This is a genomic window from Nostoc sp., from assembly GCF_036917195.1.
Lineage (GTDB): Bacteria > Cyanobacteriota > Cyanobacteriia > Cyanobacteriales > Nostocaceae > Nostoc.
Genome location: NZ_JBALDG010000102.1, coordinates 1 through 18,319 on the forward strand (window position 1 = coordinate 1; position 18,319 = coordinate 18,319).

An 18,319-nucleotide genomic window follows, 5' to 3' on the forward strand; every position below is an offset into this window, starting at 1 on the left:
GTTACTAGGGTGCTTGTTATTACAGGCATCCCTTTATTTTTTGCACAACAACTACAAGCATGATCGCTCTCTTTTAGTCTAAAGTCCAGTTACTTGAGTTGGATTTATCCATCTGGTAAATTGCGTATAAATGGAAACTGACAACACCGCCCGGGAGATCCGCGCGGGAGCAAGGAGAGAAGACGGAGATGGTGGAAATCCTGTTCGTGCACGGCGCACTCGTCCGGGATGGCGCATGGTGGTGGCAGCGGGTCGCCGAGCGAATCCATGAGCGAATCGGCACGGTGAGCCGGGCGGTCGATCTGCCGTCCTGCGGCGAGGGCGCCATGCCCGGCACCGCCGATCTGCTCGAAGACGCTCGGGCGCTGCGCGCCGCACTCGATGACGTGGACGAGGCCCTCGTCGTCGGGCACTCCTACGGCGGCACGGTCATCGCGGAGGGCGCCGACCACCCTGCCACTCGCCACCTGGTGTACATCACCTCGTACCTGCCGGACGTGGGGCAGTCGCAGGCCGACATCATGAGCGGCGAGCAGGACCCGGTCGGGGTCGCGCCGGGCGACGACGGCACAGTCCGCATCGCCGGCTACACCGCCTCGTCGTTCGGCGACCGCTTCTGGCAGGATCTGACAGACGAGGAGACCCGAGCCGAGGCGTGGGACCGTCTCACCGCGCAATCGGTAGGCGCCTTCGGGACGCTGACGACCCGAGCGGCGTGGCGGGGCAGGCCCTCGACGTACCTCGTCTGCAGGGAGGACCGCAGCACCTCCCTCGCCCTACAGCGCTTCCACGCCGGCCGGGCCACCCGCTCGATCGACCTTGCCGCCGGTCACCACCCGTTTCTGTCCCGCCCCGACCTCGTGGCCGAAGAGCTCATCCGAGTGCTACGCACCGATTGACGGCACGACGATGATCGGCGAGCCAGCGACGAGGGCCTTCGCTCTTCGTCGGCTGAGCATTCTGCTGACGGCAGATCCAGCGCCCCGATCTTAGGGGGATGGCTGGCTTCTGTTGGGGAACCCATAATCGGGTCTGACTTTTCCCGTTATCTCCTTGACGGAGCGATGAAGCTTTATTTTATGCATCTTCATAGAAAATTGGTATAACCCTGATAATCCCTGCTGACGGTATTTGTGCAACCACCGCGTAATCGTTAACGGGTCGAGTCCTAACATAGATGACCTCAGCAACTCTTGGGCGCTTTTTTAAATGAATGGCTAAGATAGTTATGAGATGAGGCTTTCAGCCTTAGGTATAATTTTCCCGTTTTGGCACGGTAATGCCTATATTGCTTTTTTTCACCTGCCAGTTAAACTTTAGGTTGAGCCAGAAATTACAGAGACTAACGCAAGCGATCGCCCCCAATTTAGCGATATATTCATTCACTCCAAATTTCTAAAATACCCAATTGACAATTAAACTATTTAAAATTAAGCCAAAAAAACAGATCAGGTTGAATTTAAAAAACCGTTGTAATCGCTGACTGATTGATTGCTGCTCTTGAGAGACATAACCAAAAGTCCACACATCATTCCAAAGGAAATTATTAATAATCGCAACTTCTGTTGAAAGCATGGCACTAAGAGTTAATGTTAAATTTAACTGGTTGTGCAGAAAATAAAACACTCCCAAATCTACCGCTACCCCAATTAAACCCACTACACTAAAGCGGATAAATCAAGCTACAGACAACCAGGAAAGACGCGACTGCAAGCTTGGATAATTTGTATCCAGATAGAAATTATCTCTACTTTTATTTTTTTGATGTTCTTTACACACTTAATCCACTTCTTATAGCTCAATAACTAACTTTTTCATTTGTTCTGAATTTTTTCGATTTTCCATAGTTTTGAAACTGGGTCAATCAAACTGACTGAATAGGTTTTTTTATCCTCAAATCGAACCACCAGGTCTTGGTTATTCGTATGATTATCATCCCACAAAAAAATATTGTTTATCTCTTGAGGTAGGGGCGGCAGATGGTCACTTTGTATTGACAGTAAATTTATTTTTGGTTATAAAAGATGACTGAAATATAAGGAGGCTCCAATATTTACAATATTGTCGTTAGTCACTAATAAAGGACTCTCGAATTTATTGATATATTTAGCTGCTATTTGCCAAGATTGGTTTCTTGCCTGTGTCCACCAAGTATCAGCTTTAAAAAATATCACATCTGAAACTAGCCCAGCTATCAAAACTCCGACTATTAAGAATTGCCAAACTTTTTGCCGCCACTGCTTCTCAAAAAAGAGATGGAAATTTAAAACATAAGCAACAGCAATTTGGATGCTGAGATATAAAGGCAACTGATACCGAAAAGTAATAGAGCGAATCCCCCCCTATCAAATCTGGTAACAGCAAGCATAAAGCTGGAATACCTCCTAATAAAACCAAAAATAGACTTATAGATTTAGTACATTCTTTGACTATACAATACCCAATATACAAAACCAAATTTAAAGAAAATATTGCAGATATAATGCTATAAGAAATATTTTTACTTTCTAAATTAAACTTGTTATCCCACGTATTTTCCGAACCCAAGTTGACATCAAAAAATATTCGACTGAACCGAGTCAGGAAAATAGCTATTAAATCGAAAGGATTATCTATGTTGATTGATGATAACCATGACGTTAGCTGTTGGGCAGTGCTGATATGAGTGATGACTACAAATAGCCAAGGAAGAAAAATAAATATCCCAACTGAAGTCCCCAAGAGATAATTGACAAGACTTTTGTTAAACCGAAAGTTGTGTCGAAAAATTACATAAATCCCATGAGATATTGCTATCAAAACCGTAAATAAATGAGTATATAATCCTATAGCTAAAGTAATAGCGTATATTGCCCAGCTTGCAAGATTTTCGCGTCGAATAGCTCGCAACAAGGCAGCACTCGATACTAAGATTGTTACCATCCATAAACCGTATTGGCGCGCATCTCGAGCTAAAAAAATTTGCAAAGGAGAAACAGCCATGAGAGCGATCGTCACCCATCCCACAATTGCAGACTCGAACAACTCTAGACACAGCCAATACACACTGGGAAACACCAATAGACTAATCGCCGTTGATAAACTCCTCAATCCAACTAAGGAATCTATTCCCAAAATTTGTTTTGTTCGGTACGGATATTCTTAAATATAATGAAGTGGATTTTTTATTTTGGTAGACGGTCAAAATCCCAGTCTACCATTTTTCTGACCCCTATTTAATATTCCGGACATGTCTAATCGCTAAAGAACAGAATGGATGACTAGAGTTCCGCTAGATATGATTTCAAGCGTTCTGCTAAGACTTGTATATGAGGTTCCAAAATGCATGTGTAGTGATTACCGGAAACATTAACAATTTTAATATCTTCTGCATCCATGATAGAGAATGATTCCACCCACACAAGAGTTGGATCAGGAGCCATGATATGCTTTTCTGTAGCTCTAAATACGGTGACTTTTCCGGGATATGGCTGTTGCACATAGGAATAAGTTGCTTTTAGGGTTCCAACTAATACATCGAGAATGCGTCGGTTTTGTTGACTTTGATTTGATGGCGGTAATATCTTAACTTTTATCGCCTTGTCAAGAATGTAGTTGATTTGTTCGTTAATACTCAAATGTTTGATTTCATCAGGCATTATCAAATTATCCTGACCTAACATTCCGCCAAAATACCTAGAAAGAACGCCAACCAAATATAGAGCGTCAATTTTCTTATTTTTATCTAAGAGAATTGGAACATAAGAATCTAGTATTGCCAAAGAGACTTCATGTCCCTGTTTGTGTAATTGCTGCGCCATTTCATACGCCACAACTCCCCCAAATGACCATCCTCCAATAGAGTACGGACCTTGGGGCTGAAATTTCTGAATTGCTTGGATATAGAGGTTTGCCATATCCTCAACTCGCGTTAATGGTTCTTCTTCTCCATGAAACCCTTGCGCTTGCAAACCATAAAACGGTTGGTCAGTACTTAGATGCTGCGCGAGTTTTAAATAGCAGATGACATGACCTCCTGCGGGATGTACGCAGAAAAATGGTTGTTTGTTACCTTTTGGTTGAATGGGGATCAGGAGGGAGCGATCAAAAGTATATCCACTGGTATCAAGAAGGTTTGCAAACTCTTCAATGGTGGGATTAGTGAGGACTGCTGATAAGGGTAATTCCTTAGCAAATTGCTGCTCAATTGAAGCTATTAAGTGGATCGCTGAAAGAGAATTTCCACCGATTTCAAAGAAACTATCTTTAATACCTACTGCCTGAATGTTTAAAATCTCTGACCAAATTTTTGCCAGTCCTCGTTCGGTATCGTTGCGCGGTGCGACAAATTCATTGTGCTGGGTGAAGCTAGAAACTGTTGGCTTTGGCAAAGCGCGACGGTTTATTTTTCCACTGGGAGTTAAGGGTAATTTGTCTAATATGACAAAAGCTGTTGGTACCATATAATCTGGTAACTTCTGTCTGAGGAAATCACGCAGGGTATCAGGCGTTGGTTGCCCTTGTTGAACAGTGAGATAAGCGACTATTTGTATTTGTTCTGGTCGATCAGATTGGGTAATCACAACCGCTTCTTGCACCTGTGGATGAGTAGAAAGAGTGTTTTCTATTTCCCCAAGTTCGATCCGGAAACCCCGAATTTTTACTTGATTATCTATTCGACTAACGTATTCAATGATGCCATTATGGAAGTAACGAACTAAATCTCCGGTTTTGTAAAAATAGGAACTAGATGAGAAAGGATTAACAATAAACCGTTCAGCAGTAAGTTCAGGACGGTTGAGGTATCCCCGTGCAACCCCAACACCACCTATATACAATTCCCCAATAACTCCTGTAGGGACTGGTTGAAGGTGAGAATCTAATATGTAAATTTGTGTGTTGGCAATGGGACGACCGATGGGGGCTAACGCATGAGATAGTTTCGCAGCTTCTACCTGAAAGACAGTAGACCAAATGGTCGTTTCAGTCGGCCCGTACAGATTCCATACAGCAGAACCTTTTTCTAATAATTGCTGTGCCAAGTCACTAGTTAAACCTTCCCCACCGCAGAGAATTTTTAATTGAGGAGAACCATTCCATCCAGCTGCAAGCATCATCCGCCAACTAGCTGGTGTGGCTTGCATAACTGTAGCACCAGTAGTATCAATAATATCTCTAAGCAGCCTACCATCACTAGCTACTTTTCGGGTAGCTAATACCACCTTAGCCCCCGTAATTAGGGGTAAATATAGCTCTAAGGCAGCAATATCAAATGATATTGTAGTCACTGCCAAAAGTACATCTGACGATGTTATTCCGGGTTCATACTGCATGGATTTTAAGAAATTGACCACAGCGCCGTGAGGAATTTCTACTCCTTTCGGCTTACCAGTTGAACCGGAGGTATAAATAACATAAGCTAGACTTTTAGCCGTTGCACGTGGTGCAGGATTGTCTTTGCTATAGGTTGCAATATTTTCCAGGTTTGTACGTAAACAGACAACTTTCCTTTGTTCATCATCAGCAAATAACTTTTGATTATCAGTCAGTAACAATGACACCTGAGAATCAGATAAGATTAATTCCAAGCGTTCTTGTGGATAGCATGGATCTAAGGGTAGGTAAGCTGCGCCAGCTTTCAAGATACCCAAAAGTCCTACTAGCATCTCTAAAGAACGCTCAATACAGATACCTACTAATACCTCTGGTTTAACTCCTAGTGTTTGTAAGTAGTGCGCTAGTTGATTTGCTTTTCTATTCAGTTCATCATAGGTAAGCTGTTCTCCTGCAAAAGAGACTGCGATCGCATCTGGTGTTCGCTCTACCTGTGCTTCAATTAATTGGTGGAGACAGATCCCCAGGTCATAATCGGTCTGAGTTGCATTCCAATCAACCAGTATTTTCTCTCGTTCCCTTTCACTCAGCAATGGTAACTGAGCTACTGATTGTTCTGGATTTGAGACAATACTTTCTAGTAAATTTTGGAAATGTTCGCTAATCTGAGCAACCATTACTCCATCTAACAGATTGCTATTGTACTTAAAATAACCTAGCAATGATTCAGAAAACTGGATGACTTCCAAACTTAAATCAAACTCTACTTTTGGCTGGGCTAGTTCTTCGTATTCTGATATATTTTCCTGTTCATTTGTCTTCTGAAAAGCAAACGAAGCTTGACAAATAGGTGAATGACTTGAGTTAGACTTTGACTGTAATTGTTTTATCAATAAATCAAACGGATAATCTTGATACTCTGTTATTTCTAAAACTGTATGATTAACCTGACTCAGGAACTTATTAAACGAAATACCTTCTGAAATCAAATCCCGTGAAACAACTATTTTGTTAGCAAAATTGTCAACAACTCTTCCAAATTCGCATCTCTCTGACTGAGTTAATATCAATCCTACCAGAATATCTTTTTCACTCGTGTAACGGTAAAGCAAAACTTTAAATGCTGCTAAAAAAAGGTTTTCAAGGCTAACACTTTGACTAATTACCAGTTTTTTTAGTAAGCCAGTTAATTTATTACTAATAACAAAGCTTAAGGAAGAACCATTAAATGCTGTTAAAGGAGAACGAGGTAAACTAGCAGGTAACTCCAGTAAAGGTAATTCTCCGGATAACTGTTTTTCCCAATAATTTCTCTGCCTTTTGAGTTCAGAATTTTCTACAGGAAGTAATGCTTTCATATTTAAGGATTTATTATTCATCGGTCTTTGTAAATTATTATTTTGTTGAGTTATACCAATTCTCCGTGAGCTTGCACTTAATGATTACTCCTTCTCTCAAGGCGTACAAGGCGTACAAGGCGTGAACCAGCGCTCTCCGGCGGGTTTCCCGCCGTAGGCGACTGGTGTTAGCACCACGGAGAGCAAGTCTTCTCCCTACAGCCCTTTGGGCATCCTACGGCAGGCGCTAGCCTCTCCCTTTGGGAGAAGGGGAGACGCCTTGGGCGAACGGGTGACGCTCGTTCGCCCAAGGCGTTCCCGCAGGGTAGGGCGGTTCGTTTAATAATTAAGTGCATCTTCATAGCGAATTGGTATTAGCAGATAATGATTGAAAAAATGTAAAAGCGTAAATCTCAGTTTATTTAGCTATCGATTGAACAGAGACCCAGTTTATACAATTTATGAGACTGATAGGATTACTGCTTTAATTGTTAGTTTAAAAAGAGAGGAACAGTTAAAATGTAATTCATCAAGCACTTACTGAAGTTGTTAATCCCTAAATATAATTATTTTCAATAAAATGGATAAGAAAACAATTGCGACTTAGAAAATTTAGTAAGACACGATGCCTTCTTCTATCGAAGACGCTGCGCGTGGCTTCGTTCCCGCAAGGGTTAAAGCAAGACTCTAAACGTCTATGCTTACGGGATGGGTTGATAATGAAGCTGGTTTCATATCACGAATGTTAGACATATTACCGAAAGCCGTAAGTATCTTTCGCTTAAGTTTAGTATTGAGTCTACTATGAGCGACCTGTAGATTATCCATCACAAGAATATCGCTTTGTTTCCACTTAAAGACAGATGCATTTTTCCATTCAGCTTTGCCCAATTCTTGTGCTTCTGCTTGCGTCATCTCGGTATCTTGACCATCCTCGTTCAAAAAATATGTGTTAAGGGTACTAGTTCGATTTTGCGAACTATCGACAACAGTTGCTGCTGTTGTTAATCCTTGTTGAAATCTTTTGTACAAGTTCGCTGGTAGCCAATTGTAATAGAGCCTTTTCCAAAATGAATACCGTTGTCCAATGTTTCGATACCATTCTCTACTAACTAAAGAATCAACAATGCTAAGGCAAAAGCAGAGCCTACTCGTTTTTGGATGACTGAATAAAGTAATATAAGAACATTCAAAATAAATAGAGCCATCCTCTTGCCAGTTGAAATCAAATCCTTGTTCTTGAAGAAGTCTGGTAATCTCCTCTTGTGAAAGACCCTCGAAGACAATCTCTAATAGATGCTTAGGAACATATCGCACAAATCGTTGAGGAAAATTTGCAATTTTATGCTGTAAGCTAGGAGATAAAGCATTAAATAACTTTTCAGTATTGATGATGGGAGTCTCGCCATATATATCTGGCTGAACTTGGCAGAAGAAAGCGAGTACACTCGGTCGCATCGGTACCATATTCAGCTCATTATGAGGAGCAATAATTCTATCCGGTGGAGCTTCAGAAGAGGTAAAAATTTTATCAGTTATTCGTACACGATGAGCGCTACCAAAATGATAAACTGACTCCAATTGTACGTTCAGTAGCTCTAGCACTTTTTGAAATTGCTCTGCATCCTCAACTTCAAATCCCCGAAACAAAATGGCTCCGTATGTATCTAGCTGTTGATTGAACCAGTCGCTACTTTCATTAAGTAATCCCTTCAGAACTGCAAAAGATTTGTCCTTAACTGGCTCAATCACTAGAGGTAATTCTTTTTCATTACTCATAAAGGTTTTTTCATTATCCTGCAAAAACCTTAACTTCATGGCTTTTGAAATAGAAATGGGAAGATTTGGCATGGGATTTTTAGAGTTATAAAATTAGTTTATCGGTAATATTATGTTGGAATTTTAATTAGAATACCTAAATTGTCTTTAAAAATCAAGCTTTACAGGCAGTTTTAGCATCAATTTCAGAATTATACCTCAACCACTAATACTAACAACTATTATTGCCTAAGAAAAGTTTTAAGCTGATTTGTAGACGTATCAGCATAATAAGTAATGAAGAACTATAAAATTGATCCAGTTAAAAATTGCTCAATATCCTTATAAATTCCCAATCTCCAATGCTTCTAATTCAACTGATTTCCCCTCTGTTTTAATAGCAGATTGGCTAGATGATGTGACATATACCCCTAACATCATCACAGTAAAACTTATCAAGGTAAATACGTTGAGCTTTTCGGAAAATAGAATTCAAGTTCCTGGGTGCTAAGGACGGGAACATTTTTGAATCTTAGTAGAGTGGGAAATAGGCAGCTACAAGCTGCCTATTTCCCACTCTGGATGAAAATTATTACTCCTGTATAACTTCATGATACTTAAATTCCATCACTGTCAAACTAGTTCCCGTATAAATGACTTTTTCTAATTGAAAGCCACTCTTTTCAAACAACTCTTTATATTCTTGTTCTGTGCGCCAGTAACCCCCCGGGTTTGTCACCATCATCTGAACTGCTGCAAGAGCTGGGATAGTTCCATCTGGATATTCTACCGGCGCACCACGTGGTGGAACTAGTGTTTGTAGAAGTACTACCTTACCTTCTTTGGAGAGAGCTTTTCTACACCGAGTTAATACCTTGATCGCATCTTCAACACTGAATACGGAAAGGAAATACTTCATTACGATCGCATCTGCACCCTTTGGTATCTCCTCTAAAGCATTACCACCAATGACTTGCACGGCATCTTCATCAATTCCTTGCTTTGCGAGGAAAGCAGGAGCTGTTTCAACCTCGTGCGGTAGGTCAAACAATATGCCTTTACAGCCAACTTTTTTGACAATATGGGCAATTAGTGCACCTTGATTGCCTCCAACATCCATAACTGTATCAAATTGACCGAAATCATAGACCTCAAACAGCGAATCAATTGCCTGATTCGTTAAAAAGCTCATGGCATTGTTGAACAGATTTCTACTATCGGGATTTTCTGTCATGAAGAATTCGTAGAAATTCTTGCCCTGTGCTCTCTCAAAAGCAACTTCACCTGTTTTCAAGGAATTCCCTAATTCTCTCCAAGCATCCCACATAGAGGGTTCTATAATATGCATCAGGAAATGTCCAAGAGAAGGCTCTGCATTTGTAATCAAGTGTTCTGAGAGTTCTGTTGCTGCAAATACACGTCCTGGCTTTTCTACAAACACACCTAAATGAGCTAGAGCACGGAGAAGAACATAGAGAGTTTCTACTTTTGTGGAAGTCTCTTTTGCGATTGTTTCTACAGTCATTGGTCCTGACTGCAAGAGGTTAGGTATACCTAAGTTTGTTGCCACATAAAGGCACTGACTTTGCCAGTAGCCATAAATCATCTGGGCAAGCTTTTTGGATGCTGAAGTCGTTCCTAACAAATTTTTTCTCCTTGTGAAATTATCAGGGTTTGCTAGTAAGTACAATATACAGTTAATTGAAGTATTGAGTATAAAATACTCACCCAATACCCAAAGCCAAACTCAGGAACTGTGGTTCCTGAAATTATGATTTAAAAGCCAGTGAAAAGTTGATGTTAGAGAGAGTAATCGCTACTACTACCAATGGTTAAACCCACTAGTTTTACATCTTTAGCCCTTCAATCAGAAACTGTCTGTCCAGTTGCATGAAAGGAGCGAGTAAGTTGTAAGGCTTTGGTCATCTTGGCTTTGCTCACCAAGATAGTCTGAGAATGAGCAGCTACAACATTTCTCGTAAATGGCGATCGCATCATTCTCCACAGCAAAGATATCAACACTATCAAAGCATTGAATGGTAAGGCGATGAGTAATAATGTCAGAGTACCGAGAGTCTTGAATAGAGCCACTACCTTTAATCTGACACCCTTTGATAAGGTTGTAGATTCAAGCAGAGATAAAGAAATTGATTGTGCCATAAGTCATTGCTTTTTGTTTATTGTAGAAACGTTGCAATGCAACGTCTCTATAAACTTCAGTTACGCCACCTGTCTAATCAAGGTGACACAATCTCGTATCGGGAACAAAACTTGCTCTACACGAGGATCGGCGGATTTTTAAAATTGCTATATTCTATTTGCTTCACAATGCCAGTTGACTTTTAAGAAGTTTACTTAACTTTCAATTAACTCCACTATATTTATCTCTAGAAAATCTCAGAGTATTAGTCAAATTAATGTTTAATATTTAAGATGACAATATTATAAAACACTGAAAATTCAGAATTTAAATATTTTTGAGTTACTCGTAATAAATTTAAAAACTTATTACGGAATAGTTTTGTTTTAAAAAACTTCTAGAATTGCTTAAATTAGTTTTCTATTTATTTATATAATAGGCTAATTTTAGCTTAAATTTGCAAAAAAATTACTGTTTGCTAAATCAGAAGGACAATAGGAATTATAACATATTTTAAAAAATATTAGTCAACCCACCATGCGACGGATACTGCGTAATTAGGCATTTTAATGAAGTATATCTAAAGATAGATATTTAAATAATTATCTTTTATTCGACAAAACCAGAGCGGAGTAGATTACGTTTTGGATTGGCGAAAAATAGCAGGGTTAGCGCATCTCAAACCCTGTTGACAAGCGAACTTGCATCGGTAATTGGGTTTGAAACAAAGTAGTACTATCCCAGCTAGAGAGCCAGTCCACTAGAAATAGTTGACGTAAAACACAGGATATGAATGTTGTTAAAATCAAGGATTTTGATGCTTATTTAAATGCCTAGGCGTAGCCCGTGGTAGACATCGCTAATAACCAGACCTAAATATTTCGACTAGAATAGGCGTTTTATTCTTTTACACTTAAAAATGCTGGACATATCTGGCTGCATCATTACTAATGAAGAATTTCTCTGACCTTTTTTACCCCAAGTTTTTCTTCTTAAAACTCGTAAACTAAATCCACTTTCGTCTCAAAACCATACTTGAAAATGATTTGGGTTCATTTTAGCTATTGATATATAATTCTTAATTTTCTTTTGAAACTCCTTTCTCTTGACCAGATTTTGTCTATCCTCTAGACTGTACTTACAAGAGAGATAGACATACTTTTTTCGCTGTAATATCTTCTTCACTTGAGAGGCTGTTAATTTAATTCCCTTCCACCTACCGTCGGCGATCGCATCCTTGATTCACGCTATTGAAATTCCAGAATTGACCAAGTACGAGCAAAGCGATCGCTTCCATTGGAGTGTAACTAAATTTTAGTAAGAATCGCTTGAACTGCTGCTTCATCAGTAATTAATCCCGTAATTAACTGGCCACGTAAAGCAGCCAAAATCGCTTCTGTCTTTTTCACACCGCTTGCCACACCAATAATCAGCCGACAAGCTGGTTGTTCAAGTGGTACACTCGCAACCCGGTTGTTCGTTCCCTCTTGCAGCAATACTCCGTAATGATCGTAAGCCCAACCTGCAATTTCCCCTACTGCACCCAGTTTCATCAATTCAGCCACCTCATCGTCATTAATGAAGCCATTTTGATGTAATGGAGCATTCCAGGCGATGTGGTTAATGCCGACAAATGTTGCTTTAGCTTGCTCTGCAAGAGTTTTAACAGCGATAAACGCTCGCTGAGTCTGCAACAATTCCCGTTCTTCAATGCTAGTTGCTACAACCGGAGTCGGTACTGGGTAGGCTTGGGAACCAACACGATCAGACAAATGCATCACTACTTCGTGACAACCTGCACGCCCACAGTGTGACATATTCCCAATAATTGAAACAATTTTATGCTGGGGTTGGTTCATTGAGGGAATTTGCTCCACCATTGCTCGCAATGTGCGGCCTGAGGATAACGCCAGTATGGTCGGGGTTTTCGCGATCAGGTAAGCCTCTAGGTGGGTAGCAGCACATACACCAATTCCATTAAGTTTATCACCACTGACTGCGTCAGTTGGAACCACTTCACAAAGTGACAGCCCAAACTTATCACGTAACGACTCAGCTAGAGCAATACATTCACTCAGAGGATGATCAAGGCGAAATTTGATCAATTTTTCAGTGACCGCCAGTGCCACCAGGCGTTGTGCAGCTTGCCGGGATACATTTAGTTTTGCAGCAATCTCCTCTTGTGTATTACCAGCAATATAATAGAGCCAAGCAGCATGAGCAGCCAGCTCTAATTTCCGATCGCGCCGCTCTAATAAAGGTTTTCCCATACCCTACCTTCCAAAACTATGTACCTACCAAAGGAATGATTGCATGGTTTTGAGTATATGCCCACCGATATAATTTTTGCTCACTATTGGAAAATCTCTATTGACCACCAGTCACCTCCAAGTTAAACCCGGTTATATAACTTGCTTCGTCGCTCATCAGAAACGTTACCCCATTTGCGACCTCTGCCAAACTTCCCAAGCGTCGCATTGGCACTGAATTAATCATCTGTTGCTCAACTACCTTGGGGTCGGCATCAAAATACTGAGAACCCACTGCTGCTTGCAATTGTGTTTGCCGCGTCCACATAAAACCAGGACCGATCAGCGCCGGAGACAGTGCATTTACCCTGATGCCGTAGGGAGCCAAGTCTTTCGCTGCTATCTGAGTCATTCCAATAACCGCAAACTTAGAAGCACCATAAGCTAACATATTTGGCGGCCCGATTACGCCTGCATAACTTGCCATGTTAACGATCGCACCTCCACCTGCATCACGCAAGTGCTGTGCGGCTGCTTTAAGAATGTGGAAAACGCCGACAACGTTGATGCTAATCACCTTTTGAAAGTCGTCTTCAGGATATTCGTCGGTCTTGGCAAACACTCCTTGATAACCCGCATTATTAAATACATAATCGATCCGCCCAAACTGCTCTACAGCGTCAGTAAAGGCTTTGCCAACATCATCACTAGCTGTAACATCACAGCAAAATGTGCCGACTGGAACGTTGTAACTTTTTAGTTCCTCGGCCACATTTGCCATCTTTGGTTCATTCAAATCTAGCAGGGCTATTCCTGCCCCATTAGCAGCAAAACGGTGTGCAGTTGCCTTGCCAATATCTCCCGCACCGCCCGTAATTAGGATGGTCTTACCTGCAAACTGATAGGTTGCTTTTGCTGTCATATTTTTAACCTCTTATACCATTTTGGATTTTAGATTTTAGATTGGGAATCGCCTTCTATGTCCTAGCTGTATGAATCCTGGGATTAATTGAAGAATTGTTGCAAATGCTCATGATTGAAATGAGATTGGTATGATTTCTATTATTGAGCTTTTGCCCAAAAATAGAGCATAAAATCACAAATTTATTTCCTTCGGTTTTTTTACTTTAAAGGAGTCATGCGATGCGTATCCCCCGCTTCGCTAAAGTGCTGGTTGCATTTCTCGCTGGAGTGATGCTAGTGCAACTTCTATATGCTTGTTCACCGCGATTGCAAGCCGCAGAGAAACTAGAATAACGATCGCCACTGTTAATAATGGCGACATGGTGGTGATGCAAGGGCTTTCTCGCAAATTTGAGTCAGCTAATCCTGATATTCAACTCCGGTGGGTTGTGCTGGAAGAAAATGTATTGCGCCAACGCACAACTACAGATGTTGCAAGCCTTGGTGGGCAGTTTGATGTCATGACGATCGGTTCTTATGAAACACCAATTTGGGCTAGGCGGGATTGGTTAAAGCCCTTGGATCAATTAGGCGAAAAGTATGACGTAAATGACCTGCTCAAACCCATACGAGAAGGGCTTTCCAACAATGGCAAACTCTATGCCGTACCATTCTATGGGGAAAGTTCCATGCTCTACTACCGAAAAGATTTGTTTGAGAAAGCTGGGATTGTGGTTCCCCAACAGCCAACCTATCCCCAAATAAGAGAGTGGGCGAGCAAAATCCACGATCCGGCGCGTAGAGTTTATGGAGTTTGCCTGCGCGGAAAACCTGGTTGGGGTGAAAATATGGCATTTGTTTCCACATTGGTCAATACCTATGGTGGACAGTGGTTTGACATGAAGTGGCAACCGACGATCAATACTCCAGCTTGGAAAGAGGCGATCGCTTTTTATGTTGATCTGCTCAACAAATATGGGCCGCCGGGAGCTAGTTCCAATGGTTTTAACGAGAATCTAGCTTTATTCTCCACAGGTAAATGTGGTATGTGGGTAGATGCAACCGTTGCTGCGGGGTTGTTATCTAATCCGAAAGAATCCCAAGTTTATGAAAAAGTTGGCTTCGCCCGTGCGCCAATTGAAAAATATCCCAACGGTTCAAACTGGCTTTGGGCTTGGGCATTAGCGGTTCCTAAAACATCAAAATCACCAGAAGCTGCTCAAAAGTTCGTTGCTTGGGCAACATCAAAGGAATACATCCAACTAGTTGCTAAGGAAAATGGCTGGGTTGCTGTACCACCAGGGACTCGGACTTCCACCTATGAGAATCCCAACTATCGAAAAGCTGCACCCTTTGCTGAAATTGTGCTGGGAGCGATCCAATCTGCTGATATTACCCATCCATCTGCACAAGCAACTCCTTATAAGGGAGTTCAATACGTTGATATTCCAGAATTTCAGGCAATCGGTTCTTCAGTTGGGCAAACCTTGGCGGCAGCACTGACCAATCGGACTTCGGTAGACCAAGCGTTGCAGCAATCGCAGAAATCAACTGAACGCTTGATGAAACACACGGGTTATATCGAGTGAAAAGAAGGGCTAGTACCGCAAGGCGGAAATCAAAAGTCAAAAGTCAAAAGTAATATAGAATAAGCTCTTTAGGGATTTTAAATGGTAGCTCTATTTACGCCGTGGCGTACTAGCGATAAAATCTTTACTTTTCTCTCTTTGTTTGTGTCATGAAAAAATAATTGATTTAACCGCAGAGGCGCAGAGAACACGAGAGGCAAGAGAAATACTGAGCCAATGCTCACCCACAAAACTTTTACAATCTAAAATCCAAAATCTAAAATTCCATTAGGTTATGTCTTCTTCATTAGCGGTAGAACCTCAATCCGAAACGCCACCACCCAGCAAGCAACGGAGTAAGCGGCAAGTGTCAACCTTACCTCTGGTTGCGCCTTCAGTCGTTATCCTACTGCTGTGGATGATTGTACCTCTGGTGATGACTCTATGGTTTTCCTTTCAGCGGTATAACTTGCTGAATCCAGATGCACGCAAATTTATCGGGATTGAAAATTTCACGTTCATCCTCAGTGACTCAGCTTTATGGACATCGATCACGATCACAATAGTTTTGGTTGTTTCTGTTTTAATAATCACAATTGGTCTGGGCACATTATTAGCGGTGCTATTTGACCAAGACTTTTATGGCCGTGGAGTAGCGCGGGTACTGGCAATCTCCCCATTTTTCGTTATGCCCACAGTTAGCGCACTGATCTGGAAAAATATGCTGATGCATCCGGTGAATGGGCTGTTTGCTCAAATCACCAGAGGTTTTGGTTTGGAGGCAATTGATTGGTTTGCCAACGTTCCATTGCTTGCCATTATTATTATTGTTTCCTGGGAATGGCTGCCCTTTGCCCTACTGATTTTATTGACTGCAATTCAGTCGCTTGATCGCGATCAGTTAGAAGCAGCGCGGATGGACGGTGCAAATGCGATCGCTCTATTTCGGTTCGTCATGCTGCCCCATCTGAGCCGCGCCATTTCTGTGGTTGCCATGATCGAGACAATTTTCTTCCTGACCATCTTTGCGGAAATCTTTGTCACCACAGGCGGCGGGCCCGGACTTGCAACCACTAACCTTGCCTATTACATCTTCTTAAAAGCCTTGCTGGAATTTGATGTCGGCGGTGCTTCAGCGGGTGGATTAATTGCCGTCATCCTTGCCAACATCGTGGCAATCTTTTTGATGCGGAGTGTTACTCGTAATTTGGATACCTAACAATGGCACGTAAAACCTTGAAGATTTGGCTATGGACATTGCTCGGCTGGCTTGCTGCTTGCATTTTGTTTTTCCCGATTTTCTGGATGTTTCTCACCAGTTTCAAAACGGAAGTAGCGGCAGTTTCAACTCCCCCGCAGTTGTTTTTCCGTCCGACATTGGAGAACTATATTGCGATCCAAGACCGGGCAAATTATTTCAATTATGCATTTAACAGCGTAGCAATTTCCCTGGGATCGACTATAGTCGCGCTGCTGCTTGCCGTACCTGCCGCCTACGCAATGGCATTCTTCCCAACGAAACGTACCAAAGGTACTTTACTCTGGATGTTGTCTAGCAAAATGCTACCACCCGTTGGTGTGCTGGTGCCGATCTACATTTTGTGTCGCAACGCCGGGTTGCTGGATACTCGCATCGGTTTAATCATCATTTATACCCTGATTAATTTGCCAATCGTCGTCTGGATGATTTACAGCTTCTTCAAGGAAGTTCCCAAAGAAATTCTCGAAGCCGATCGCATGGATGGGGCAACCACTCAACAAGAACTTGTGCATGTGTTGTTACCATTGGCAGTGCCCGGAATTGCATCTACTGCATTGCTTTCGATTATTTTGTCATGGAACGAAGCATTTTGGAGCTTGAACTTGACAACGGCAAATGCTGCCCCACTCACAGCGTTTATTGCTTCATTTTCCAGCCCTCAAGGATTATTCTGGGCAAAACTTTCGGCAGCATCAACACTGGCGATCGCACCCATCCTGATTTTTGGTTGGTTAAGTCAACGGCAATTAGTTCGAGGTCTGACCTTTGGTGCAGTGAAATAAGGAACTTCCAAATACAAAAATATCCGAGAACTGACGCAAAAATTTCCTTTATTTCTCCTCTCTCTGTGTTCTCTGCGTCTCTGTGGTTCGTTTATTAACTTATTTCTTGTAACATCCCTAAGTGAACGCAGAAGGCATTAAACCACACTCTTGCACTCTTCTCTGCACCTGTGCGTGATAAAAAACTTAAACCCATTAATTTAATGGAAACATTTATGTCAACAGTTGCTTTAAGAAATATCCATAAAACCTATGCTGACACAGAGATCATCAAAGGCATTGATCTCGACATTAATGATCGCGAGTTTGTTGTCTTCGTCGGCCCCTCCGGTTGTGGAAAATCAACCTTACTCCGCATGATTGCTGGACTAGAAGAAATCTCCTTTGGTGATTTGCTCATTGATGGACAAAAAGTCAATGATGTGCCACCCGATAAACGTGGTTTGGCAATGGTGTTTCAAACCTACGCCTTATATCCTCACATGACTGTAGCAGAAAATATGGCCTTCAGCCTCCGGCTTGCGGGTATGCCCAAAGCCCAGCGGTATGAAAGGGCACGTGAAGTTGCTCGTATCCTGCAACTAGAGCCGCTTTTGAATCGCAAGCCCAAAGAACTATCAGGAGGACAACGCCAACGGGTGGCGATCGGTCGTGCTTTGGTGCGTAATCCCAAAGTATTTTTGTTTGATGAGCCACTGTCTAACCTGGATGCTTCATTGCGGGTGCAAATGCGGATTGAGCTTGCTAGCTTACATGACAGCCTGCAAGCTACGATGATTTATGTGACCCATGATCAAGTTGAGGCAATGACCCTTGCCGACAAAATTGTGGTGTTGCAGGGTGGCATTATAGAACAAATGGGTTCTCCCTTAGAACTGTACCACCATCCCCGCAATCTATTTGTCGCCGGATTTATTAGACTTGTCGCTTAATAAGGTAGAGTAACGATTAGCAACTGGAATGAGACAGAAAAATGCTAGACATCAATCGGGTGTTGAAAGAAGACCG

Annotated in this window: 15 protein-coding genes; 5 read left to right on the forward strand and 10 right to left on the reverse strand. The window is 42.0% G+C overall.

Annotated elements, in window-relative coordinates; translation table 11 throughout:
• Nucleotides 1–188 precede the first annotated feature (188 nt).
• On the forward strand, nucleotides 189–899 hold the full coding sequence (locus tag V7K40_RS33270; RefSeq protein WP_334967129.1) for an alpha/beta hydrolase: 711 nt from the start codon (nucleotides 189–191) through the stop codon (nucleotides 897–899).
• Nucleotides 900–1,248: 349 nt separating this feature from the next.
• On the opposite strand, the gene V7K40_RS33275 is transcribed toward V7K40_RS33270, so the two are convergent.
• The 10 genes from V7K40_RS33275 to V7K40_RS33320 all read right to left on the reverse strand — a co-directional run bounded on the left by V7K40_RS33275 (nucleotide 1,249) and on the right by V7K40_RS33320 (nucleotide 13,719).
• On the reverse strand, nucleotides 1,249–1,386 hold the full coding sequence (locus V7K40_RS33275; protein ID WP_334967130.1) for a hypothetical protein: 138 nt from the start codon (nucleotides 1,384–1,386) through the stop codon (nucleotides 1,249–1,251).
• Nucleotides 1,387–1,395: 9 nt separating this feature from the next.
• Entirely contained in the window at nucleotides 1,396–1,659 is a 264-nt protein-coding gene (locus V7K40_RS33280) for a GtrA family protein (RefSeq protein WP_334967131.1), read from the reverse strand.
• Nucleotides 1,660–2,244: 585 nt separating this feature from the next.
• On the reverse strand, nucleotides 2,245–3,114 hold the full coding sequence (locus V7K40_RS33285) for a glycosyltransferase family 39 protein (RefSeq protein WP_334967132.1): 870 nt from the start codon (nucleotides 3,112–3,114) through the stop codon (nucleotides 2,245–2,247).
• A 146-nt stretch (nucleotides 3,115–3,260) separates the two neighbouring features.
• Entirely contained in the window at nucleotides 3,261–6,692 is a 3,432-nt protein-coding gene (locus V7K40_RS33290; RefSeq protein ID WP_334967133.1) for an amino acid adenylation domain-containing protein, read from the reverse strand.
• A 645-nt stretch (nucleotides 6,693–7,337) separates the two neighbouring features.
• The gene (locus tag V7K40_RS33295; RefSeq protein WP_334967134.1) at nucleotides 7,338–8,501 is read right to left on the reverse strand and encodes a TauD/TfdA family dioxygenase; all 1,164 of its coding nucleotides are present in this window, start codon (nucleotides 8,499–8,501) and stop codon (nucleotides 7,338–7,340) included.
• A gap of 499 nt (nucleotides 8,502–9,000) precedes the next feature.
• Nucleotides 9,001–10,053 carry a methyltransferase gene (locus V7K40_RS33300; protein WP_334967135.1) on the reverse strand — a complete coding sequence of 351 codons (1,053 nt, stop codon included), beginning with the start codon at nucleotides 10,051–10,053 and terminating at the stop codon, nucleotides 9,001–9,003.
• Nucleotides 10,054–10,271: 218 nt separating this feature from the next.
• On the reverse strand, nucleotides 10,272–10,568 hold the full coding sequence (locus tag V7K40_RS33305; protein ID WP_334967136.1) for a hypothetical protein: 297 nt from the start codon (nucleotides 10,566–10,568) through the stop codon (nucleotides 10,272–10,274).
• A 1,196-nt stretch (nucleotides 10,569–11,764) separates the two neighbouring features.
• Complete coding sequence (locus V7K40_RS33310; protein ID WP_334967143.1) at nucleotides 11,765–11,893, reverse strand: hypothetical protein; 129 nt, start codon at nucleotides 11,891–11,893, stop codon at nucleotides 11,765–11,767.
• Nucleotides 11,856–12,818, reverse strand: a complete 963-nt coding sequence (locus V7K40_RS33315; protein ID WP_334967137.1) for a sugar-binding transcriptional regulator — start codon at nucleotides 12,816–12,818, stop codon at nucleotides 11,856–11,858. Before V7K40_RS33315 ends, V7K40_RS33310 begins: the two co-directional genes overlap by 38 nt.
• 97 nt (nucleotides 12,819–12,915) lie before the next feature.
• A complete protein-coding gene (locus tag V7K40_RS33320) occupies nucleotides 12,916–13,719 on the reverse strand; it encodes an SDR family NAD(P)-dependent oxidoreductase (RefSeq protein WP_334967138.1) in 804 nt (267 codons plus the stop codon).
• Nucleotides 13,720–14,014: 295 nt separating this feature from the next.
• Here V7K40_RS33320 and V7K40_RS33325 point away from each other — a divergent pair, with 295 nt between their 5' ends.
• From V7K40_RS33325 to V7K40_RS33340, 4 genes are all read left to right on the forward strand, one after another.
• On the forward strand, nucleotides 14,015–15,289 hold the full coding sequence (locus V7K40_RS33325; protein ID WP_334967139.1) for a sugar ABC transporter substrate-binding protein: 1,275 nt from the start codon (nucleotides 14,015–14,017) through the stop codon (nucleotides 15,287–15,289).
• A gap of 274 nt (nucleotides 15,290–15,563) precedes the next feature.
• Nucleotides 15,564–16,487 carry a sugar ABC transporter permease gene (locus tag V7K40_RS33330; RefSeq protein WP_334967140.1) on the forward strand — a complete coding sequence of 308 codons (924 nt, stop codon included), beginning with the start codon at nucleotides 15,564–15,566 and terminating at the stop codon, nucleotides 16,485–16,487.
• Nucleotides 16,488–16,489: 2 nt separating this feature from the next.
• A complete protein-coding gene (locus V7K40_RS33335; RefSeq protein ID WP_334967141.1) occupies nucleotides 16,490–17,311 on the forward strand; it encodes a carbohydrate ABC transporter permease in 822 nt (273 codons plus the stop codon).
• Between the two features lie 215 nt (nucleotides 17,312–17,526).
• Entirely contained in the window at nucleotides 17,527–18,243 is a 717-nt protein-coding gene (locus V7K40_RS33340; protein WP_334967142.1) for an ATP-binding cassette domain-containing protein, read from the forward strand.
• Nucleotides 18,244–18,319: the final 76 nt, after the last annotated feature.